General features: G+C 44.3%; 20 protein-coding genes and 1 tRNA gene. 9 read left to right on the top strand and 12 right to left on the bottom strand.

Annotated features, from left to right (window positions below):
* Positions 1-27: 27 nt before the first annotated feature.
* From ACTXGO_RS00630 to tsaA, 7 genes are all read right to left on the bottom strand, one after another.
* Positions 28-744 (bottom strand): prepilin-type N-terminal cleavage/methylation domain-containing protein, encoded by a 717-nt coding sequence (locus ACTXGO_RS00630; RefSeq protein ID WP_443541830.1) that lies wholly within the window; start codon positions 742-744, stop codon positions 28-30.
* Complete coding sequence (gene gspI / locus ACTXGO_RS00625) at positions 741-1,232, bottom strand: type II secretion system minor pseudopilin GspI (RefSeq protein ID WP_443541831.1); 492 nt, start codon at positions 1,230-1,232, stop codon at positions 741-743. The genes ACTXGO_RS00630 and gspI overlap by 4 nt, the downstream gene beginning before the upstream one ends.
* Before the next feature lie 2 nt (positions 1,233-1,234).
* Positions 1,235-2,035: a prepilin-type N-terminal cleavage/methylation domain-containing protein gene (locus ACTXGO_RS00620; RefSeq protein ID WP_443541832.1), complete on the bottom strand. Its 801-nt coding sequence runs from the start codon at positions 2,033-2,035 to the stop codon at positions 1,235-1,237.
* Between the two features lie 25 nt (positions 2,036-2,060).
* Positions 2,061-2,744 carry a TetR/AcrR family transcriptional regulator gene (locus ACTXGO_RS00615; protein ID WP_443541834.1) on the bottom strand — a complete coding sequence of 228 codons (684 nt, stop codon included), beginning with the start codon at positions 2,742-2,744 and terminating at the stop codon, positions 2,061-2,063.
* Between the two features lie 133 nt (positions 2,745-2,877).
* Positions 2,878-3,666 (bottom strand): TatD family hydrolase, encoded by a 789-nt coding sequence (locus ACTXGO_RS00610; protein ID WP_443541836.1) that lies wholly within the window; start codon positions 3,664-3,666, stop codon positions 2,878-2,880.
* A 170-nt stretch (positions 3,667-3,836) separates the two neighbouring features.
* Positions 3,837-5,639: a GspE/PulE family protein gene (locus ACTXGO_RS00605; protein WP_317200347.1), complete on the bottom strand. Its 1,803-nt coding sequence runs from the start codon at positions 5,637-5,639 to the stop codon at positions 3,837-3,839.
* Between the two features lie 15 nt (positions 5,640-5,654).
* Entirely contained in the window at positions 5,655-6,443 is a 789-nt protein-coding gene (tsaA, locus tag ACTXGO_RS00600; RefSeq protein WP_443573120.1) for a tRNA (N6-threonylcarbamoyladenosine(37)-N6)-methyltransferase TrmO, read from the bottom strand.
* A gap of 364 nt (positions 6,444-6,807) precedes the next feature.
* Here tsaA and ACTXGO_RS00595 point away from each other — a divergent pair, with 364 nt between their 5' ends.
* Both ACTXGO_RS00595 and ACTXGO_RS00590 read left to right on the top strand, forming a co-directional pair.
* Positions 6,808-7,581, top strand: a complete 774-nt coding sequence (locus ACTXGO_RS00595) for a ferredoxin--NADP reductase (RefSeq protein WP_317200349.1) — start codon at positions 6,808-6,810, stop codon at positions 7,579-7,581.
* Between the two features lie 132 nt (positions 7,582-7,713).
* Positions 7,714-7,799, top strand: a tRNA-Leu gene (locus ACTXGO_RS00590).
* A gap of 44 nt (positions 7,800-7,843) precedes the next feature.
* On the opposite strand, the gene ACTXGO_RS00585 is transcribed toward ACTXGO_RS00590, so the two are convergent.
* Positions 7,844-8,107, bottom strand: coding sequence for a hypothetical protein (locus tag ACTXGO_RS00585; protein ID WP_435949173.1), 264 nt, complete (start codon positions 8,105-8,107; stop codon positions 7,844-7,846).
* 496 nt (positions 8,108-8,603) lie between these two features.
* Between ACTXGO_RS00585 and dinB the strand changes: the two genes are divergently transcribed.
* From dinB to infA, 7 genes are all read left to right on the top strand, one after another.
* The gene (gene dinB / locus ACTXGO_RS00580; RefSeq protein WP_435949174.1) at positions 8,604-9,686 is read left to right on the top strand and encodes a DNA polymerase IV; all 1,083 of its coding nucleotides are present in this window, start codon (positions 8,604-8,606) and stop codon (positions 9,684-9,686) included.
* A gap of 175 nt (positions 9,687-9,861) precedes the next feature.
* Positions 9,862-11,010 carry a tRNA preQ1(34) S-adenosylmethionine ribosyltransferase-isomerase QueA gene (gene queA / locus ACTXGO_RS00575; protein WP_443541842.1) on the top strand — a complete coding sequence of 383 codons (1,149 nt, stop codon included), beginning with the start codon at positions 9,862-9,864 and terminating at the stop codon, positions 11,008-11,010.
* Positions 11,011-11,245: 235 nt separating this feature from the next.
* Positions 11,246-12,979 carry a type IV pilus assembly protein FimV gene (locus ACTXGO_RS00570; RefSeq protein ID WP_443573119.1) on the top strand — a complete coding sequence of 578 codons (1,734 nt, stop codon included), beginning with the start codon at positions 11,246-11,248 and terminating at the stop codon, positions 12,977-12,979.
* A gap of 56 nt (positions 12,980-13,035) precedes the next feature.
* Positions 13,036-14,712 carry a FimV/HubP family polar landmark protein gene (locus ACTXGO_RS00565; protein WP_443541846.1) on the top strand — a complete coding sequence of 559 codons (1,677 nt, stop codon included), beginning with the start codon at positions 13,036-13,038 and terminating at the stop codon, positions 14,710-14,712.
* A 79-nt stretch (positions 14,713-14,791) separates the two neighbouring features.
* Positions 14,792-15,871, top strand: a complete 1,080-nt coding sequence (locus ACTXGO_RS00560; protein WP_443541848.1) for an asparaginase — start codon at positions 14,792-14,794, stop codon at positions 15,869-15,871.
* A gap of 56 nt (positions 15,872-15,927) precedes the next feature.
* Positions 15,928-16,761 carry a tRNA pseudouridine(38-40) synthase TruA gene (gene truA, locus ACTXGO_RS00555; protein ID WP_435949179.1) on the top strand — a complete coding sequence of 278 codons (834 nt, stop codon included), beginning with the start codon at positions 15,928-15,930 and terminating at the stop codon, positions 16,759-16,761.
* Between the two features lie 131 nt (positions 16,762-16,892).
* The gene (gene infA, locus ACTXGO_RS00550) at positions 16,893-17,114 is read left to right on the top strand and encodes a translation initiation factor IF-1 (protein ID WP_021814850.1); all 222 of its coding nucleotides are present in this window, start codon (positions 16,893-16,895) and stop codon (positions 17,112-17,114) included.
* Positions 17,115-17,292: 178 nt separating this feature from the next.
* Here infA and ACTXGO_RS00545 read toward each other — a convergent pair whose 3' ends face one another.
* The 4 genes from ACTXGO_RS00545 to leuD all read right to left on the bottom strand — a co-directional run bounded on the left by ACTXGO_RS00545 (position 17,293) and on the right by leuD (position 21,265).
* Positions 17,293-18,375, bottom strand: a complete 1,083-nt coding sequence (locus ACTXGO_RS00545; RefSeq protein ID WP_435949180.1) for a L,D-transpeptidase family protein — start codon at positions 18,373-18,375, stop codon at positions 17,293-17,295.
* A 242-nt stretch (positions 18,376-18,617) separates the two neighbouring features.
* Positions 18,618-19,724: a 3-isopropylmalate dehydrogenase gene (gene leuB, locus ACTXGO_RS00540; RefSeq protein WP_435949181.1), complete on the bottom strand. Its 1,107-nt coding sequence runs from the start codon at positions 19,722-19,724 to the stop codon at positions 18,618-18,620.
* 58 nt (positions 19,725-19,782) lie between these two features.
* Positions 19,783-20,481: a hypothetical protein gene (locus ACTXGO_RS00535; protein ID WP_443541851.1), complete on the bottom strand. Its 699-nt coding sequence runs from the start codon at positions 20,479-20,481 to the stop codon at positions 19,783-19,785.
* 121 nt (positions 20,482-20,602) lie between these two features.
* Entirely contained in the window at positions 20,603-21,265 is a 663-nt protein-coding gene (gene leuD / locus ACTXGO_RS00530) for a 3-isopropylmalate dehydratase small subunit (protein WP_435949183.1), read from the bottom strand.
* Positions 21,266-21,268: the final 3 nt, after the last annotated feature.

Here is a 21,268-nt window from a genome sequence, read left to right as displayed (position 1 = left end):
TGCTGCTCTGCTGCTCTGCTGCTCGATTTATGGCTCGCTTAAAGCAAATTGCCAAGTGATTGGAACGTCTTGATAAGTAAAGCTCATACCAACGCCGTTTGGTAGTAGTGGGTTTTGCGCAGTTGCAGCGGTGTCCGTATTGGTATTGGCATTTGAATTATCTTGTGGAAAAGTACTACTTGGCTCTGGTAAATAGGCTTGCATGCGTCCATCGCTCACATCTTTTAATATTACACTATCTAAGCTGATCCCCTCAAAATTGTCATCGATACTATCGCCTTGAGGACTCAGATATTGACGGCGAATAAGCTGCTGATCAGCAAAGACGTAATCAACGCGAACGATAGTAGGACTGCTCTGATACCTAGGGTCTGGATCGGCAAAACGGATAAAGCTTATCGTCTCAGTGCTTACGCTCATAAATGGCTCGGCAGGACTGACTTGCACGCTATTGGTTTGAGCATTATTAGCTTGGGCATTGCTGTTTTGATTATTAGGGTTTGATGTGAGCGCGTTATTGTTGTTTTCAATAGAGGGTATCTGATAAGGGATGATTTGTCCCATATCTTGTTGTAGCTGCAAGTAAGCATACTGCAAGAGCGCTAGATTATCTGCTTGATACTGCGCCCGTTCTCGCGCTCGATTGACGCCGTCAAATACTTGCCAGCCTGCCACAGCGAGCATCGCAAATATCGACATGGCTACCATCAACTCAAGCAGCGTAAAGCCGCGCTCATACTTCACTGCATGCCTCTTAACGCTTGGGTAGGCTGTGCTTGAGGCGACTGTGCTTGCACGGACAAGTCTAGGCTACCGACCTCTTGCTCTGGATCACTAATCATGACAGTGATATCGGTGACCACAGAGCGCGTTTGCCCGTCAACGACAGGAGCGACTGTTATAGTCACTTGCTTTAGTGCAGAAGATAAGGTGTCAGAGGGGATCATCTCCACTTGCCAGTCGCGCCCTTGCTCACTTGTCATCTGACTACGGTTGGTCGTCAGCCATGTTTTTTGAATATACAAGTCACTAGCAGCATTTTGCGCCACAAAGTGCGCCAGCGTACGCGTACGCAGAGTATCTACCGAGCTTAGATAAGCACTACTAGCGCGGCTAGCGGCAACTGCGACGACGGCGAGTATAGCCAGCGCTACCATCACTTCGATTAAGGTAAAACCGCTTTGATGCTCTGATCTACTTTTAGGATAGACGGCTTTGGAGGAGTCAGGCATTGTTATATTTCCTGTCCTATCACTATATTACCATCGGGCATAATGGTGATGACCTCACCCACTAGACGGGAGTCATGACGTATCTCAATAGTGACAGGGGTTGCCTGTCCTGTCCCAAACCATAAGACTTGTGGCACAGTTTGATCGGTGAACCAAGGCTGTAGTGTCCGCGTCTCTATCACACGATTACTCATACTAGAATCATCTAATCTTTGAATATTAACACTTACTCCAGCTGGCATAGTAGGTAGCGTGATGTCTGGCTCAATATTCCAGCTGGGCGCTTGAGTTTGCTCATTATTTGCAATATCTGCTGACAGCTCCATAGCATTCTTCGGTGTACTACTTATGTCAGTAGCTTCTACAGATCTCTGATAAGCAATATAAGGATTAGATAAGGTCATGATAACGGGGGCAACTTGACCTTGTTTGTCTGCTTGCAAAGCCAGTCCCATAGGCTGCATGCGCTCAGCAGAGAGTAGTCTGACATAACTGAGTGAATCGGTTATATGCTCATAAAAGGCGCGGTTTTTGCGGGAGTCGCTGCTACCGACAGACAGACTAATCATGCCTGCAAATATAGAGAGAATAACAACGACGACTAATATCTCAACGAGAGTGAAACCTGCTTGAGACGAGATGTTTACAGGCAGTGGAGTAACTGATTTATCGATATAAATAACGCAGGCTTGCTCAATTTTTTTCCCGTTTACAGCCGCGTAATGGCTAGCATGATGGTTGCTAACCTTATAGGGCAATCTCGTAGGTAATAGATAAAGTGCTGATTGAGGCGTAACAGGCATGTTGCACCTATACTTTTTGAGATCATCAATAGTTAGTATTACGATGCTCTTCTGATTCGGTATCAATCTGCTCGACCAGCTCTTGCATATCTTCATCAATAACTTCATTAGTATGTGCAGGATAATGACTTGGCAACTCTAGCATTTGCTGAACCAAAGCATAGCGCAAAGTGTCACGACGACCCAAATAACGCTGGTAAAAACTTGAATTTAGTAGTCCTGCGCCGCCTTGACCCATTGCCCACAATGATGATAAATAGTCGCGGGTACTCAAGCTGCTCTGCTGATCTTTAAGATAAGTGCTAATAATATCGAGCATGTGTTTCATGCGCTGACGACGAATGTCGTACAGTTCACCAAATAAACGGTTAAGTCCTGTGACCGAAGCGGCCAGGCGCTCTTCTATTTGATTGAGCAGCATCGCTTTTTGCGGATTCATCAGTTGCTGAAATATCATGCGCGAGATACCAGCTGAGGGACAATCATCGATACGATTGATCTCAAAGAGCTGCTCCTCGTAGCGAATAATAATGCGCAGATACAGCTCATCTTTGCTAGAGAAATGCTTATAGAGCGTACCCTTAGCTAAATCAAGCTGGTCAGCTAGGCTATCTAATGTGATATCACCATCACCCGACTCAAGCAGCAGCTGCTCAGCCATTGCTAAGATATTCTCTTCTCGTATCTTGAACTGGTGTTGACGACTCATATTATCTCCTAAAATCTGACAGCGTTAAGCGTATGGCATCAATAGGAAAACCTTAGCTTGACAATGTCTGGTAACTGCTTGATGACGCAACAGATTTAAATATAAATGACTGATTGGTCATAGCATAACGATTTTAGCGATACTGTGCCAGTAAATTTTCAAAGTTTTTTGCAGTGAGCGTACCGATCTTTTTAGTCGTACACCCGTGTAGCTCAGCTAAGCAATCAGCAACATACGGCACAAAAGCGGGTTCATTGGGACGACCGCGCTTAGGTACTGGCGCTAGATAGGGGCTATCTGTTTCTATCAGTATTCTGTCTTTAGGCATATTTTGCGCCGCCTCTTTAATCATCTGCGCGCTCTTAAAGCTAACGATTCCTGAAAAGGAGATATAAAAACCCAAATCAAGCGCGCGCTTGGCTGTCTCCCAATCCTCAGTAAAGCAGTGGATAATACCGTGCTCTGCGTTCTCAGATTTTAGGATATCAAGCGTATCCTCTTTAGCGTCACGCATATGTACGATTAGCGGCTTTTTGAGCGCTTGACTGGCATGGATATGACGGGCGAAGCTCTCGCGTTGCTCATGAGCGTTTTCGGTAGACCAGTAATAATCTAGCCCCGTCTCCCCTACTGCCCAGACGTGGTCGCAGGCAGCAGTCTTAATCAAGCGCTCTACAGTTGCTGATTGCAACACATCGATATCCTCACAAGGATGAATACCGACGCTCATCCCCAAGTTTAATTGCTCATCACTATAGGTCTGGATAATACCATTGATCTCGTCATACTCAGCAAAGTCGCACATAATTGCCATAGCACGCGTGACGTTAGCCGCTTTCATGGCATCGATAGCGCCTGATAGTTGACCATCGTATTTGCTCAAATCGAGACGATTTAAATGACAATGACTGTCTGTAAACATATACACTCTCGTTATAATATAGGTTTGACCTTTTTACTTTAAAGTAAATAGGCTTATCGTGGTCATTAGATTGACACGCAAAGAGCATATTTCAAGTGACTAGCTTTGTAAGTCAGCGTTACAAAGTACTGCTTTGGCAAGCATTTATTTGCTTAAGTTAAGATGAGTCACTACTGTAAGGGCACCACTCGCATGACCTCTTCTATACTAGTCACCCCTTCACTAATACGCTTGGCACCAGAGAGTCTGAGCGGTTGCACGCCTTCGCGGTAGGCTTGCTGTTTGAGGGTATCTAAATCAGCATCAGCGGCGACGAGTTTTTTGATCTCATTAGATAAAGGCATAATCTCGTACAGTCCAATACGTCCCTGATAGCCCGTATGACGACAATGCTCACAGCCAGGCGCGGTATAGATCTGCGCAGGCAAAGGCGCGCGCCAAGGCTGTACAAGCTCTTGCCACTGAATCGCGATATCGCTATCTGCAGGTACAGGTTTGCCTGTTTTGCAATGCGGGCAAAGTGTGCGTAGTAGTCGCTGCGCCATGACACCAAGTATCGTCGCTGAGGTCAAAAAAGGTTGCACGCCCAAATCATGCAAACGCGTAAGTGAGCTTGGCGCATCGTTGGTGTGTAAGGTTGAGAGCACCAAGTGACCGGTCAAAGACGCCTGCACTGCCATATTTGCCGTCTCAGAATCTCGTATCTCGCCCACCATAATGATGTCTGGATCTTGGCGCATGAGCGAGCGAATACTATCGGCAAAATGCAAATCAATGCCTGTATTGACCTGCATCTGATTAAACGCCGGCTCAATCATCTCAATAGGGTCCTCAATAGTGCAGACATTGACCTGCTCGGACGCCAATTGCTTAAGCGTGCTATATAGCGTTGTCGTCTTGCCTGATCCTGTCGGACCTGTGACCAAGATAATACCATTGGGATGCGCAGTCAGCTCATGCCACATCTCAAGCTGCTTGCCCGATAAGCCTAACTGCGCAAACGAGCGCACTAAAACTTCAGGATCAAAGACGCGCATCACTAACTTCTCACCAAAAGCAGTTGGCAGAGTCGATAAGCGCAGTTCCGTCTCCATACCGTTGTGCGTGCGAGTTTTTAGGCGTCCATCCTGCGGTTTGCGTTTTTCAGCGACGTTCAGCCTTCCTAGTATTTTGATACGGGCGGTAACCGCGACCATAATCGCAAGCGGCATCTCATAAACCGTATGCAGCACGCCATCGATACGAAAGCGCACTTTGCCCGTCTCGCGGCGCGGCTCAAGATGAATATCACTGGCGCGCTGCTCAAAGGCGTATTGAAGCAGCCAGTCGACGACTTTGACGATGTGCTGATCGTTGGCATCAGGATTGGTTTTGTCACCTAATTGCAATAAGGCTTCGACATTGGTGACATCAGCAGCGGCGCGTTTATGCAGGGTATTTGCTCCTGCTATCGCTTGCGTGACTTGATAAAACTCTTGGCGATAGCGGTTAATCTGCTCAGGACTAATATAGACCGTACGATAGCGTCGCCCTTGAATGATTTTATCGATAGTGGCTTGCCAGTCTACAAAGAACGGCTGATCAGTCCCTACAACGACCTCGTCGGTTGTGACCTCTATCGGTAAGATATGCTGCGAGCGTGCATACTCAAAAGACATAATCTGCGTAACCGCTGGCACGTCAATCTTTAAGGGATCAATACGTATTAAGCTCATATCGGCTTTGGCAGCTAACCATAGATTGAGCCATGCCAGCGTGAGTTTTTGCTCGCCTTCTTGGCTCTTAGCTTGCTGATGAATCAGATGAGCATTTGGCAGACCAAACTCACTAATAGTCACTAATGGATGCTGAGCCTTGTCACGGCGGCTGGTCATTACAAGGTTATAGCCGCGCGAGTCTATAACTTTATCAGCCAACAACTCATCAAGGCACCAGCGTAGATCGATTACTAGCGAGAATTTTGGAGTGGACATAAGGATCTTCTTTTATTAAAGTGCAGTGATAGCAGTGATTTGTAGTTGTCCTGCCTCTATCTGGCCAAAACTGATATCAACTGATTTGTAGCGCATGATAAAAGTAGTTCCTATCTCACAGCGGCGATAGGCAGGGCGAGGATCTTGAGCGATCAAGGCTTTGATATGCTCGATATCCGCTGGCGTCAATCGCGTTTGCACGTCATCTATCATAGCGTTTAAACCTGTCTTTTGGGTATCACCTTTATTTTGAGCATCAATAATAGATAAGATCTGATCAAATGCCTGAGCAGTTATCTCAACGTCTAAAGATATAGGTGCTATCGGCGCAAAACCACTACTAGTGTCCTTTAACGCGTCGCTATAAGCGATATAGGGTTTAATATCAACAATAGGCGTACCCTCTATCATATCAGCGCCGCTTATTAATAATAGTACGCGGCCCTCAATAATATCGATACGCTCAAGTTTAACCACTGATAATCCTAAAGCTGATGGACGATACATACTACGACTGGCAAACACCCCTATCTTTTGATTACCGCCAAGCCTTGGTGGTCGTACTTGCGCGCGAAAAAATGGGGTCTCATTGTTATTAGCAGCTTTTACATCGTTGTGATGAAACTGCCAGCTGACCCATATATGGCTAAAGGCTTCTAATCCGCTAAAGGCAGCTGGCGTATTAAAAGGTGCGATCATCTCTATGATGCTTGGCACAGCAACAAGGTTTGGCTGTCTTGGCACGCCAAACTTTTGTGATAAAGGCGCGCGGTGATAGCCAATAATAGGTAAAACATGAGCCATCTAGGTTTGCCTTGTTTAAAATTGATATGAGACTGAGTCGTTAATATTAATAAAACTTACTAACGATATTCTATTTTATCATGCTAGGCCAATGGCGCTTACCAGATTTTATTTTTAAAATTTGTTATCATAGCCGACATTATTTATCACAGAGATTTTTGTCTTTGATACTAACAATAGCTCATAAGTCGCGTTTGCACTTTTAGCAAGCTTGCACCTTTACAGAGTTAATGGTCAGTAGTTATATCATATAAGACGGTTAGGACTAAGACACCAACTGCTACAACGACACGCACATAAATATTAAACGACAGCGCTAAAAACGCTTTGTATCAATCAATAATGAGAAATAATCGAGGGCTTTATGTCAAAACTTCGCACCGAAACCGTCACAGAGGTTCATCACTGGAGTGATGATCTGTTCAGCATTAAGACCACGCGTGACGATGGTTTACGCTTTCGCAACGGCGAATTTGCGATGATAGGCATCGTCGTCGACGGTAGACCTCTACTGCGGGCCTACTCTATTGCTAGTCCTAATTATGAGGAGCATTTAGAATTCTTTTCAATTAAAGTCAAAGATGGCCCTCTCACTTCACGCTTGCAACATATCAAAGTTGGCGATGAGCTATTGGTCAGCAAAAAACCAACGGGTACGCTAGTGCTTGATGACTTACTACCGGGCAAGCATTTATATATGTTATCAACAGGCACAGGTCTTGCGCCCTTTTTAGCATTAGCACGCGACCCTGAAGTGTATGAGCGTTTTGAGAAAATTATATTAGTACACGGCGTGCGCCATCAGCATGACTTGGCGTATCAAAAGATGTTCGAAGAAGAGCTGCCTAACGATGAGTTGTTTGGAGAATGGTACCGTGAAAAGTTTATCTATTATCCTACCGTTACCCGTGAAGACTTTAGAAACACAGGCCGCGTCACTGATCTTATGAAATCAGGCAAACTATTTGAAGATATTGGCCTGCCGCCAATGAACAAAGAGGATGATCGAGTGATGATCTGCGGTAGTATGCCGTTTAACGCTGACGTTTCAGCGATATTGGACGATTTTGGCTTAACTGTCTCTCCGCGTATGGGCGTGCAAGCGGATTATGCAGTTGAACGTGCATTCGTAGGATAAGGCACTCAACAATTATAATAAATAATTCTTGACGCTCAAAGTCTAGCTGTTATAATACGCAGCCTATACAGCTTACCCTGCAACCTGATTTGAGTAAGAAGCATGCTCTTAGCTGCTAGTATCACCAGATATGCCAGTGTGATGGAATTGGTAGACATGACGGATTCAAAATCCGTTGCCTAATAAGCGTGTCGGTTCGAGTCCGACCACTGGTACCATATACATCAACTAAGCCTCCTATTTTGGAGGTTTTTTTGTGACTTTAGCTTATGCACTGCGTGTACATATCGACCTCTTCTTGCTTGACAGCAATAATCTTGATCGGTACGGCGCAGGCCCAAGGTGTGCCTTGATCGCAGTAAAAATATTGCCCATCACACGATACTATACAAGCCGTAAAATCATTACCACAGTGATCTCTCATCGCCTGTTCGTCGTTATCGTCATCGACAGCGCACCATATTTGCTCATAACCCCATGCAAGCATCGCACGTGTCAAATCGCTTCCTTTTAATTCATTATTCATGATCAGCTCCTTGATTCTTTGTCTCAAGACATTTACTTCTTCTTGATTGACTTTGGCGGTAGTGCAAAAAATAATAGATAGTGCCTCTATAGCTCGGTTCGATATAAGAGTATAAGCTATCCATTGATTAATACTTTCTATCATTGAGTATCAGTGTAGAACTTAGTAGCAATAACTGTAATAGTACAAATATACTATTTATGATAAACGGTATAAATTTAAGGACAAACGGTAGCAAATTTTGTAGAAGTTGCATTCAAAATATTAGTTGCCGTCTTTAATACTTTAGTTAGCCCTTTAAATAAGACTATTAATCAAAACTAAAGTTGACTTATAAGTTTTTCTTACATAACTATTGCACTCTCTTATATAACTAGTATATTCAAGTATAATTATATACGCCACTACTATTTACATCTAAAAAACGACTTACACTTAACCATTTTTTCGATTAATCTAAAGCTATAAAGAGACAAGTGCGGGTAAGTAAAGAGCTATGACTTCTCCTCTAAAGCCAAATTTAAGAAAAATCATTCATCTAGATATGGATGCTTTTTATGCCAGTGTTGAGCAGCGCGATTTTCCAGAGCTACGAGGCAAACCTATAGCCGTAGGCGGGGATCCAAGCGGTCGCGGCGTTGTCGCTGCTGCCAGTTACGAGATACGCAAATTTGGGGTACGCTCAGCGATGTCTTGCTATGAGGCTCGAAAACGTTGTCCTGAGGCTATCTTTGTCAGGCCAAGATTTGAGGTTTACCGCGCCGTTAGCGCTGATATACGCGCGATAATGCTCAGCCTTACGCCGCATGTTGAGCCACTATCGCTAGATGAGGCCTATCTTGATGTAACCGGGCTAAGCGTTCATCAAGGCTCAGCGACGCTTATGGCCAATTGGCTACGCGCGCAGATATTAGCGCAAACTGGACTAAAAGCTTCCGCTGGCGTGTCATTTAACAAGATGCTGGCAAAAATTGCTTCTGATATTAATAAGCCTAATGGTACTGCTGTCATTACACCAGAGGATGCTAACGCTTTTATTAGCACCTTACCTATCGAGCGCTTTCATGGCATTGGTAAAGCCACGGCTAAACGCTTACATACTATGGGTGTCACTAATGGCGCTGATCTTAAGCGCGCGCCGGCTGCATTATTGATTAGTGAGTTTGGCAAGCGAGGGCAGTTTTATCACGACATTGCTCATGGACGCGATGAGCGCGCTGTCAAGTCCAAGCGCCAGCATAAATCTGTAGGCTCAGAAACTACTTTTCGAGACAACTTAAGTGATGACACTGCCCTCTTTGCACAAATATTTGAACAAAACGCTGACGCTTTTAGCCAACTACAACAAAAGCGCCTAACGGCTTATACGATAACTTTGAAGGTGAAGTACGCAGACTTTACGCAGATAACGCGCGCGCATACGTTATCTACCGCCTTTACTAGTGCTCAATCAGCTCATTATTGGCTTAAGAAATTGTTTAATGACATACCGCGCAATTTGCCTATTAGGTTAGTTGGCGTCACCTACTCTTCTTTGGTACCTGAAACTCAAGTCGCCCCGCAGCTTAACCTGTTTTAGATTCAATATTCATAATGTAGCATGTAGATTACTTGTCATTTTTATCAATTATTTAAAGCGCTTAGGCTATTTTGTAATGATTATAATTCTTGATGTGCTATAGGGTCATTGGTGAATAGGGTCTGCCGATTTCTGCTACAATATTGCCAAAATTTTCTCTATTTAAAGACTAATTATGAGCCATTCTCACTCTGCAGCTAGCACCAAACTTGATACCGATAACCTTGCGTTAGAGTATCTAAACGTTGAGGACTATGATTATGAGTTGCCTGACAAGTTGATCGCACGCTATCCTCTTACTAAGCGTTCAGCTTCTAAACTGCTTTATCTAACCGCAAGTGGGGAGATAAAAGATCAGCAGTTTACCGACCTGGCGAAGTTGTTAAATAGTGGCGACCTTATTGTCTTTAACGACACTAAAGTGATGAAGGCACGGCTATTTGGGCAAAAGGATACGGGCGGCAAAATCGAGATGCTCGTTGAGCGTCTGATTACAGCATCAGATGTCGATCTACCCAATACTGATGTGCCAAGCGCCAAACCTCTTGCACTTTGTCATATCAAAGCCAGTAAAGCACCCAAACTCGGACAGCGACTATTGCTTGCAGATAGTCAGATGAGTGCGGTCATGCTAGGTCGTCAAGATAATCTATTTATAGTCGCTTTTGATGCGCCTATTCTGCCTGATTTAGAGCGCTATGGTGAGCTGCCTATTCCGCCCTACTTTGAGCGTCATGCTGATGCCACTGATAATACTCGTTATCAAACCGTTTTTCATGATCCTGCCAAGCTCGCTAGCGTTGCCGCACCTACTGCCAGCTTACACTTTGACGAAGCTGTACTAACCTCGCTTAAAGATAAAGGGATTGATACCGCTTTTGTCACCTTGCATGTTGGCGCTGGAACCTTTGCGCCTGTCAAGACTGACAACCTACTCAATCATAAAATGCATAGCGAATATGCGCACTTACCGCAAGCGACCGCTGAGCTAATCAATCAGGCGCATGCTCGCGGCAACAAAGTGATTGCTATTGGTACTACTGTGACGCGTGTGCTTGAGAGCGCTTATCAAAGAACGGCTATCAATGGACAACCTCTTGCCAGCTGGTCTGGAGATACCGATATCTTTATTTATCCAGGGTTTGAATTTAATGTCGTGGATCGATTGTTGACGAATTTTCATCTACCCAAGTCAACGCTGCTCATGCTAGTGTCTGCGTTTTCAGGCAAAGCTGCCATCGAGCGAGCTTATCAGCATGCTATAAAAAACGAGTATCGGTTCTTTAGTTACGGTGATGCTATGCTGCTAGATAACATCAAATAAAAAACGTTTTTGCCAAATTGAGCAGTTACATAAGGATGAATAATCAAAGGTAGTCATTGTTTTAGGTCGTTAAAAAACACAAAGATACTCTCTATAAAGCATCCTTCTATTCACAAAAATATCGCTCATTTTTGCTTTGCTAATTCAATTAAGGACACGTCCTAGAAATAAGCTGGTAAACTAATCTTTATTTTGTTATAACACTGTAAGTGGTTTATATTCTAAAGGGTTTTGCATGTCTTGGTATTCCTCTCATCGCTCAACGACTCTACATTATGCGGTATCAAGAGCACTACTATACTCAGTAGGCTACGCGGTGCTATCCTCTAGCACGCAAGCGGCTACCATTGGCAAGACTGTTGTAAGCTCCGCTCAGCACAAACCTCTTTTTGCCAGTATTTCAGTCACTGATATCCGCAGCAAAGACTTCTCTATCGATATGGCAAGTACAGCTATTTATCAGCAGATGGGTATGATGCCGACGGACTCTATGAGCGTCAATTTCGTGCCCACCTCAGAGACTACAGGCCAGCTGATTATCAGTACCACGCAGCCTGTATCCAAACCATTTGCAGATTTAGTACTAGCGCTCAACGACGGCGCGCAGCGCACAGTAATACCTAAAACTTTGCTTATGCCATTAGAGGGTAGTTTGCCCATTAAGGTGTCTAACGTAGCGTCTAACAAGATATCGAAGACGCCAGTCGTTAGTACTGTGATATCAGGTGCAAGACAACCAAATTTACCCGTTACCTCCCTCAGCAATGCCAAACCTCTCACACTCAGAGCTGGCATGCCGCCGCCGCTGCTACCCATACAAACTGCTAACTTGCCGACGTTAGCTACTACCTCACGTATGAGTAGCGCTGTCAGTGCACCCAAAGTGGACAATGTTTTGGGTAGCACTAGTGCGATAAATACATATCCTGATAGCGAAACAAAGACTACAGTAAATCGCTCTGTTACTAGTAATCCAGTTAATCGCTCTGCTGCTAGTGCTTTGACTATAGACTCTGCGGATAAAAACATCCTTGCTAATGAGCCTTTTATAGCAGACAAAATCGCTACTGCTACTGACAATACAGCTCAATTAGGCACCAGTGAATCAGCTAATAATACTAGCCTTATTGTCTCAAACAACGTAGCGCCTGATACAGGCTCGAGCCTGCGACTTGATACCTTGAGTATTCAAGTGACTCGCCAAATTCAACCGAGTAGCGCCGTTATTGCAACTAAGGCAGCTATCGATACGTCTAAAACCTTATCAGAACCCTTAAGTTTAGGTAGTGAAGCGGTTTTTAGTAAGGCGCTTTCGGCAACTCGTACAGCGGCTACTGCTACTGCTACTGCTACTGCTACAAGCTATACCGTACAGCCTAACGACAACCTATGGATTATCTCGCAGCAAATCGCTGAGCAAAATAACTTAAGCATCAAAACAGTGATGACGCAGATTAAAGAGCAAAACCCTAATGCTTTTATAAATAAAGATGCCGGTCAACTCAGAGCCGATGCTCAGCTCACTCTACCTGATTACGATGTTGTACCCTCTCAGCAAAAACTACAGGCAGCTATCGATGCGCAAAGAAAATATGTTCAGCGCGCACAAAAAACCAAAGCCAAACGCAGAGCGCCTTTACAGCCCAATACTGAGACGACTCAAATTGTTGGACGTCAAAACGAGCCGGCGTCTATAAAGAAGCTACCAAAAGCACGCTTTTCTGTTGTAGCGCCTGGTCGCGATGGTAGTGCTGATGGCACGCAAACCAAGGCTAGTGCAGAGGCAGGCAATGGATTGAACACAGATATATTATCCACACTTAAAGCAACAAGACAAAGCACTGCCGATCAAGCTCAAAGTCTAGTTGATACGAATAGCACCTTGAGCAGCTATACCCAAAAGATACAACTACAAAATCAAAAATTAGCAGCGCTACAAGCCCGCCTAAAAGAGTTGCGTGATCAATAATAGATTCAACTATCAAGCAGATGGCTTGAATAGTTATCGTAGACATGAGAATAACTATGGATAATATGCTATATATCGTTGCAGGATTGGTGCTCATCTTATTGATCGCTATTTTGGTATTACGTCGCAATAAAACTAAGCAACCAGCGCCGTCCACACCCCTGCGTACAAATAAAGAGACGATCAGAGCAGTACCAGTCTCATCGGATCGTATGCCGCAGCCTTCGGTAAATAGTGCAACGAAATTTGATGATATTACAATCGCTCAGCGCTTTATAGACCAGCAGCGCTATGACAAAGCGATAGAAGCGATAGAGCGCGGACTTATGCGTAAACCTCATGACGAGCAGCTATCGCTTAAGCTCCTCAGTATATATGCAACAACCAATGAGCTCAGCGAATTTAACCGTGTTTACGATGACCTAGTCCAAAACAATACTCAGGCAATACCACAAGCAAACGAGCTAAAATCCTTGCTTTTACAAGATCAGACGACCTCTGCGGCAGCGCCTGTAAGTAGCTTTGATCAATCAAGCGTTGAGGCTATAGACTTTGACTTGCCACAAAGCTCTGTACAGGTTGGTAGTGATACCAGCGCTCATGAACCTGTACAGAGTGTCCAAAATCACCTAGTGGAGAGCGCCAGCCCTCTTGAGCCTACCGACTCGCTTGATGATTCATTTGATAATTTGGATTTAGCTAATTTTGATACTGCTGATAACTCTTATACTGATAGCTCTTATGACATAGATACTATCAGTAATTCTAGTATGGCAAGCGACGATATCTTTGAGCTGACGCTGGATGATCTAGAAGACAATGATAGTGATACTCAAGAGAGCCTCTTAGACGATAGCCGCACTGAAACTAATGGCACGCAGCCAGTTCATGTTGTAGATAGCACACCTTTAGAGAGTTTGGACTCAAGCGACTTGGATCTGGATACAAACTTTGATTTCGATGACAGCTTTGATTTAAATGATGAGGCATCTACTGTTCCACCTGTCAATGAGCCTGCTTCAGAAGCTATTACTAATGACGATAGCTTCTTTGATTTTGATCTACAGGCAGACTCAAAGAGCATTAATACCAATAATAGTGATAGTAATGACGTCAGTCAAAGCGGTGGTCTGGTTTTAGATGAATTAGATGTAGAGAGCAATGAGTATAACGATGCCAATGATGAAGATTTTGTATTAGATTTGGCCGACCTTGAGACCGAAACTGAGACTGATGACAAAATCTTAGACACTTATGCGCCAAGTGATAGTTTGACATTGTCCCTAGATGAGGATGACACAACACGGAGCGATTTTGTTTTTGAAGACAGTCAAATTTTGGGCAGTTCAGTTCAAGACAGTGCTCCTGTCACTATTGATAATGCTGCACAGGGCGCTGGCGACCAAGCTGACACGCCTATGCTATTTGATGACAATACACCCATAGAGGATAGCTTTGATTTTGATGACGCTTTGGCGCCTACAGAAGCTAAGCCAGTTGAGGTAGCAGACAGCGACGATAATAAATCAGCCGCTGACTTGACTTCGCGCTTTGCAGCTGACTTTGATTTTGTTAAAACGCTAGATACCAATCAGGTCACCTTAGACCTAGCCACACAGTATGTCAGACTAGGCGAGTATGATAGTGCCAAACGCTTATTGAACGAAGTCATCGCTCAAGGCAATAGTGAGCAAAAGCAGCAGGCACAAATGATGCTTGAGCGCACTGCATAATGATACTACCGCAGCTAAGCCAAGTGTTTCAATGCTTGGCTTATTCGCTTTTTATCTCTTTACTAAGTCCTTATAACCTATGATCCAACCTGATACCTTACAAATTATCTATGCTGGTGGCACCTTTGGCAGCTATGGTCGTCCGCTTGCGCCCCTAGACGCTACTGCGTTTTTGCCTATTGTGCAATCGCATATTACTACGCATAGCCACACCCTTAATCTGCCTGCGACCACTTGGCTTGATAACGCTTTAATCAAAGACAGCAGTCAATTAACGCCTAATGATTTTGTACATTTTTATACTTTGGTATTAGATGCTTATAGTAAAGGCTCTCGCCGTTTTGTCTTGATCACAGGCACTGACACCCTAAGCTATCTAGGTGCTTTTTTGTCTGAGGCATTTGCAGGTAGTGATTTGTGTTTGGTCGTCACAGGTAGTATGCGCCCTTTACTAGATCCTGAGGTCATACAAGACTACGCGATAGATGAGCATAGCGATGCTTGGGATAATTTGATAGCTTCAATCAAACTGGCTAGCGCTGGTGAGTCTGGGGTTAAGATAAGCTTTGGCGGTGAATCGTGGCCGGCGCAAACCGTACAAAAAATACACAGCCATGATTTTATGGCGTTTACTGGACACTCAAGAGCTGCTTATCCTGCTAATAGCTATATCAAACTATTCACCGATACGCGCCGCCAGCATTGGCTCGACGATCAATATACAGTAGTAGCTGATGTCCAAAGTCATGCTAAACACGCTTATGTTCATGCGATCTATTGTATGCCCAATCATCCTGATATCTTAAGCAAGCAATTACAGGCGCTTATCGATCAACCGCCAAGCGGCATTATCTTATTAGGCTTTGGTGCAGGTAACGTCCCTTATTCAGCAGCGCTGGCTGAGGCTTTAGATCAGGCATATGAGCAAGGTCATATGGTGATTTGTGCCAGCCAGTGCCCCTTTGGCGGCGTTAGTGACAGTTATGCAGCAGGCAGTTGGCAGTATGATCATCACGTTATAGCAGGCGGCCGCTTGACCATTCCTGCTATTTACGCGCGCCTGCTATGGCTGTTACTACGTTATCCATCGCCTGCTCGAAGACGACAACGCTGGACCAATAATGTCAGTCAAACAGCGACTACAATTAGAAAACGTTAAATACTAACTTTATTTACTCTTTTGCGTTTTAAACTCACTTTATATACGACCTTGCTATGACCCAATCTACAGTCTGCGATGATAGACCAACTTATACACTAGCGATTGCCATTGAGTTTTTGGGAACGCACTATTACGGCTGGCAGCGGCAAAAAGAGGTGCTGGGCGTGCAAGAAGTCTTGGAGCGCGCTATTAGTAAAGTGGCTAATGAGCCAATAGAGGTAATCGCTGCTGGTCGCACTGATTCAAGCGTACACGCTGGTAATATGATCGCGCATTTTGTCACTCATGCTCATAGACCTGCGCGCAACTGGCTGCGCGGCGTCAATAGCTTACTTCCTAATGATGTTGCCCTGCGCTGGATTGAGCCTATGCCCGCTGATTTTCATGCGCGCTTTAAAGCGATTGCTCGGCGCTATCGTTATATTACTTTGAACCAGCCTCAGCGGCCAGCTATCTTAAATCATCAAGTCACGCATATCTACGAGCCATTAGATCTCAGCGCTATGCAAGCTGCTGCGGCTGATATCGTAGGGACTCATGACTTTAGCAGTTACCGCGCAGCCGCCTGCCAGTCCAATCAACCTGTACGTACCATTGAACATGCCAAGCTTTTTGCTCACGGCCAATTTATTGTATTTGATATTCAAGCAGATGGGTTTTTGCATCACATGGTGCGTAATCTAATGGGTACGCTGTATGCTATTGGCAGGCATGAATTACAGCCTGCTGACTTTTTAAATATCTTAGCTAAAAAAGATCGTACTATTGCGCCGCCCACTGCCTCAGGTGATGGCCTATATTTTATCAATGCTTATTATCCTGAGCGCTATCAAGCGCGACTCCCTAATGCGCCGCTAACTCCTATTTGGTTAAACCTGCCAGATTAGGCTTTGATAATAAGACTATAACCTGGCATACATACCATATACACACTGTCAAGCAAAAACTGGGTTCGCCATTGCTTTAGTATTCAAACTTGCGTATAATATCCGCTTATTTTTGAGTGATTGATACAAATATGGCAAAAGACGATATTATTGAATTTGAAGGCGAAGTCATCGATACCCTTCCAAACACATTGTTTAAAGTTCGTTTAGAAAACGGACACGAGATTATCGCGCATATCTCAGGCAAGATGCGTAAGCATTACATCCGCATTCTAACTGGTGACAAGGTTAAGGTTGAGATGACGCCTTATGATTTGTCAAAAGGTCGCATTACTTACCGTGGTAAGAACTAATTAATTATAAGCCGTATTGCATTAGGGTTGGCATCGATTATCGGTTTAACAACTGACTTGAAACAACCGATATCAGAGCTACATAGTTAATGCTAACTTTACGCTTATTCCAAAAAAAATACCGCTATCAATCAGCGGTATTTTTTTGGCTTAATATTCTGTCTTTAAGACAACGTATCTATCTAAACTCTACAGTAGCGTCATCTTTAATGGTGCCTAGTAGCGCTAGCGCATCCCAGTTGGTCAGACGTACGCAACCAGATGAGGCTTGACGACTAATGCGAGCAGGATCTGGTGAGCCATGAATACCATAAGAGGGCTTGCTCAGTCCAATCCATACGATGCCTACTGGATTATTAGGGCCTGGTGGAATGATGAGCTGACCACCATCGTCTGCGCTATAAGTATAATTAGGTTCATGTACTTTGACTTCGACCGTATGCGTACCCGATGGTGAGGGCGTCGCGCTGCTACCAACTGTGGTAGGATAGCTGGCAACTAGATTGTCGTTGTCATCATAGGCATATAGCGTCTGCGTACCCTTGTCAGCGACCACGCGGCTCACAGGTTTGGTATTAGGGTTGCCAGGATTGTAGACTGTGATCGTCTCGCCTGCACGAAAGCTTGTATTAGGATTGAGAGATTTAAGATACTTCTCATTAATATGGAACTTCTCTGCAAGTCCCTCAGTTATACTTTCATAATACATGCCCTCAAGCTCAGACTTGCCCTCTGCGCTAGCAGGAATGTTTGTCGTTTTGATGTTGACATCGCCCTCTTTTATCGTATAACGAACCAGTACAGGCTGACTTGTAAGACGTTCACTGGCTCTAAGCGCTTGCCAAGTCTCGTCATTTAAATTATCAGTTACTTTGAGACCATTGGCTTTTTGAAAGGCCTGCATCGCTTTACGAGTATTTTTGCCCCAATATCCATCCACTGGGCCTACGCCGTGCTGATGCCAATTGAGCAGGGCTTGCAACTTAGTCCCTGTATTGCGATCTATCTTCTCCCCGACTGACCACGTGGCATTGTTGACCTCTCTAGCAGTCTTTGGCAGATTTTCAGTGGTGTACTTGATGGTTGGTAACAAGTCATTGAGCGAGTTGACCGTTTTGCTATCGCCCTTGAGTTGTTGACTAACGCCATTAGTCACAGGACTTTTATCATTGCTTGTCGCTGCGTTAGCTGAATTTATTAGCATAGCACTGGACAATCCCAATGCAGCCATCATCGTACATACTTTTTTTAACTGATACATGCTGAGCTCCTAAAATAATTGGTAATCTACTCGTTATAGTTCTTATATTACTGGCGCTTAAGATAATGTCATAGTACTGAGGAGTTATATAACAGCTTTGTGTTAACGAATTGGGTCTATGATAACAACTTTGTTAAATAGTGCTCACTATGTCACTTAAAAGTATACATATAACAAAAAACCCATAAACCACTAGGTAGTTTATGGGCAGCTTGACTTGCTAAGGTGAGTCGATGTATTTGTTATGAGTCCAGCTTAGCCAATACTGCCTGTCCCATTTGCACGCATCCTACGCAGATGAGGTTGTCTTCATTTTTGTCTAAAATATCAACGGTACGTAGACCATCGTCAAGCACGTCGCTCACTGCCGCTTCAATCGCTTGCGCTGCCGCCTCTTGCTTAAAAGTATAACGCAGCATCATAGCCACAGACAAAATAGTCGCTAGAGGATTGGCTTTGTCTTGTCCTGCGATGTCAGGCGCTGAGCCATGACAAGGCTCGTACATACCCTTGCCATCCTCATCTAAGCTCGCTGACGGTAGCATACCGATAGAGCCTGTGAGCATAGCCGCCTCATCGGATAAGATATCACCGAACATGTTACCTGTTACCATGACATCGAACTGCTTGGGATCACGGATAAGTTGCATACAGGCATTATCAGCATACATGTGTGATAGTGCTACATCACTATAGTCGTTCTCTTGCATCTGGGTGATCGTCTGCTTCCACAGCTCAGTGACTTCTAGTACATTAGCCTTGTCTATCGAGCATATCTTGGCAGGTTTGCCAGAGCTTTGAGCGCGCGTTTTTGCCAGCTCAAAGGCCACTTTACCAATACGCTCGATCTCACTGGTCTTGTACACCATAGTATTGTAGCCTTGCTGCTCGCCATTATCTAGCGTGCGAATACCGCGCGGCTCACCAAAATAGATACCACCTGTCAACTCACGTACAATTAATAAATCAAGACCTGATATGATCTCAGGTTTAATGCTTGAGGCGTTGGCAAGCTGCGGATATAGCTTTGCCACACGCAAATTGGCAAATAAGCCAAGCTCACTGCGTATCTTGAGTAAGCCGCGCTCAGGGCGTTTGCTACGCTCAATCGTATCCCATTTTGGACCACCGACTGCGCCAAGTAATACTGCATCTGCAGCGCGAGCACGCTCAAGCGTCTCATCTGGCAATGGCTCGCCTGTTGCATCAAAAGCGACGCCACCGATCAAACCTGACTCTAGAGTTAAGCCTAAATCAAACTTTTTGTTTACCGCCTCTAATACATCAACGGCTTGGGTCATAATCTCAGGACCGATACCATCGCCTGCTAATGTCAAAATGCTTGCCATATAAATCCTTGTTGTTTTTTGATAGGTAATTGATTGATAACTTTAAATAAGACAGGTATTAAGATGCTTCTATTACGCTGCTCTCGACAAACTCGCCTTGGCGCTCAATATCTGCCAGTTTACAAAAGTGACGTTGCAGGCGACCATTAAAGGTAAGATCTACACATAAAGGATTAGGCGAAGCATTTTCTAGCAAACTTCCCTCAGTACTACTCGGTTTTTTACGGTACGCTCGTAGCTCGTAATTACCTGGCTGAGTAAACTCATGAATCATCGCAAAGCGCTCAATGTAACCTAGATTATTTTCAGGATAAAAATTAACTTGAACTTCGCGCTTACTAGGTTTGAGACGTATATAGTAAGTGGTTAATCCCTCGATATTAGACACTGATAGCGGTACTATCTTGATAGCATTTTTATCAGATAAAGGCGTTATATCTGGCGCTATCGTTGTCCTAAACCGATCACTAAAAGGTATCTTACTCGTCGTATCTGTACTTTGCATCACAGCTAGCATCGTAGGATTGACAGGCTCATGACTTTGCGCTGAGATAATAGGCGTTTTGTCTATTTGTACGATTTCGCAGTGATAAGTCCCCTGACAGCTCAGATTAATCTCGCCTGCAATGGGATCAAGCGCCTGAGCAGTTATCAGCGTATTGTCATCATCAATTTGATTATACCCTGTCAAGATCTGACATCCTGACAAAGATAGGCCTGTTATTAGAGTTAAAACAGCAAAACGTTTTTTATTCATAGCGATAACTACTATTCATCATATAAGTGAAACGATGGTTATTCATTCTAGCCATTTAGTACTTATAACTCAACATTATATTCATTTTTAACCATGTGATAAAACGCTGATGTTCTGCTTTTTAAGCACGTACTTGGTTAAATATCCAAGGGGTTTTTTGCATCATTTTATGCTCATAGTCCTTGATGTCATCACTCTTTTGCAAAGTCAGTCCGATGTCATCTAGTCCATTTAACAAGCAATGCTTACGAAATTCATCGACTTCAAACGCATACTCTTCGCCCGTTGGCGTTATCACCACTTGACGCTCAAGGTCAGCAGTAAGTTGATACCCTTCAAAAGCGATAGTCGCTTTCATAAGCTTATCGACAATCTCTTCATCGAGCACAATCGGCAACATACCATTTTTAAAACAATTATTATAAAAGATATCGGCAAAACTTGGCGCAATCACCGTACGAAAGCCGTACTCAGATAGTGCCCAAGGCGCGTGCTCTCGACTAGAGCCACAGCCAAAGTTTCGGCGGGCAAGCAGTATAGTCGCGCCCTCATAGCGGGGCTGATTTAGTACAAAGTCAGGGTTGATAGGACGCGTATCGTTGTTCCCAGAGCCATCTAACGAAGGTACGCCTTCATCTAGATAGCGCCACTCGTCAAATAAGTTAACGCCAAAGCCTGTACGTTTAATAGATTTCAAAAACTGCTTAGGTATAATCTGATCGGTATCGACGTTGGCGCGATCAAGCGGACAGACGATACCGGTTTGGGTGTTATAAGCTTGCATAAT

It is taken from the genome of Psychrobacter sp. T6-1, assembly GCF_052258445.1.
This window is presented reverse-complemented; position numbering and strand designations above follow the sequence as displayed.

Excerpts from the sequence above, each read along its gene's own strand:
- gspI (WP_443541831.1), bottom strand. The coding sequence starts at position 1,232 with ATGCCTGACTCCTCCAAAGCCGTCTATCCTAAAAGTAGATCAGAGCAT.
- ACTXGO_RS00620 (WP_443541832.1), bottom strand. The coding sequence starts at position 2,035 with ATGCCTGTTACGCCTCAATCAGCACTTTATCTATTACCTACGAGATTG.
- ACTXGO_RS00615 (WP_443541834.1), bottom strand. The coding sequence starts at position 2,744 with ATGAGTCGTCAACACCAGTTCAAGATACGAGAAGAGAATATCTTAGCA.
- ACTXGO_RS00610 (WP_443541836.1), bottom strand. The coding sequence starts at position 3,666 with ATGTTTACAGACAGTCATTGTCATTTAAATCGTCTCGATTTGAGCAAA.
- ACTXGO_RS00605 (WP_317200347.1), bottom strand. The coding sequence starts at position 5,639 with ATGTCCACTCCAAAATTCTCGCTAGTAATCGATCTACGCTGGTGCCTT.
- tsaA (WP_443573120.1), bottom strand. The coding sequence starts at position 6,443 with ATGGCTCATGTTTTACCTATTATTGGCTATCACCGCGCGCCTTTATCA.
- ACTXGO_RS00595 (WP_317200349.1), top strand. The coding sequence starts at position 6,808 with ATGTCAAAACTTCGCACCGAAACCGTCACAGAGGTTCATCACTGGAGT.
- ACTXGO_RS00585 (WP_435949173.1), bottom strand. The coding sequence starts at position 8,107 with ATGAATAATGAATTAAAAGGAAGCGATTTGACACGTGCGATGCTTGCA.
- dinB (WP_435949174.1), top strand. The coding sequence starts at position 8,604 with ATGACTTCTCCTCTAAAGCCAAATTTAAGAAAAATCATTCATCTAGAT.
- queA (WP_443541842.1), top strand. The coding sequence starts at position 9,862 with ATGAGCCATTCTCACTCTGCAGCTAGCACCAAACTTGATACCGATAAC.
- ACTXGO_RS00570 (WP_443573119.1), top strand. The coding sequence starts at position 11,246 with ATGTCTTGGTATTCCTCTCATCGCTCAACGACTCTACATTATGCGGTA.
- ACTXGO_RS00565 (WP_443541846.1), top strand. The coding sequence starts at position 13,036 with ATGGATAATATGCTATATATCGTTGCAGGATTGGTGCTCATCTTATTG.
- ACTXGO_RS00560 (WP_443541848.1), top strand. The coding sequence starts at position 14,792 with ATGATCCAACCTGATACCTTACAAATTATCTATGCTGGTGGCACCTTT.
- truA (WP_435949179.1), top strand. The coding sequence starts at position 15,928 with ATGACCCAATCTACAGTCTGCGATGATAGACCAACTTATACACTAGCG.
- infA (WP_021814850.1), top strand. The coding sequence starts at position 16,893 with ATGGCAAAAGACGATATTATTGAATTTGAAGGCGAAGTCATCGATACC.
- ACTXGO_RS00545 (WP_435949180.1), bottom strand. The coding sequence starts at position 18,375 with ATGTATCAGTTAAAAAAAGTATGTACGATGATGGCTGCATTGGGATTG.
- leuB (WP_435949181.1), bottom strand. The coding sequence starts at position 19,724 with ATGGCAAGCATTTTGACATTAGCAGGCGATGGTATCGGTCCTGAGATT.
- ACTXGO_RS00535 (WP_443541851.1), bottom strand. The coding sequence starts at position 20,481 with ATGAATAAAAAACGTTTTGCTGTTTTAACTCTAATAACAGGCCTATCT.
- leuD (WP_435949183.1), bottom strand. The coding sequence starts at position 21,265 with ATGCAAGCTTATAACACCCAAACCGGTATCGTCTGTCCGCTTGATCGC.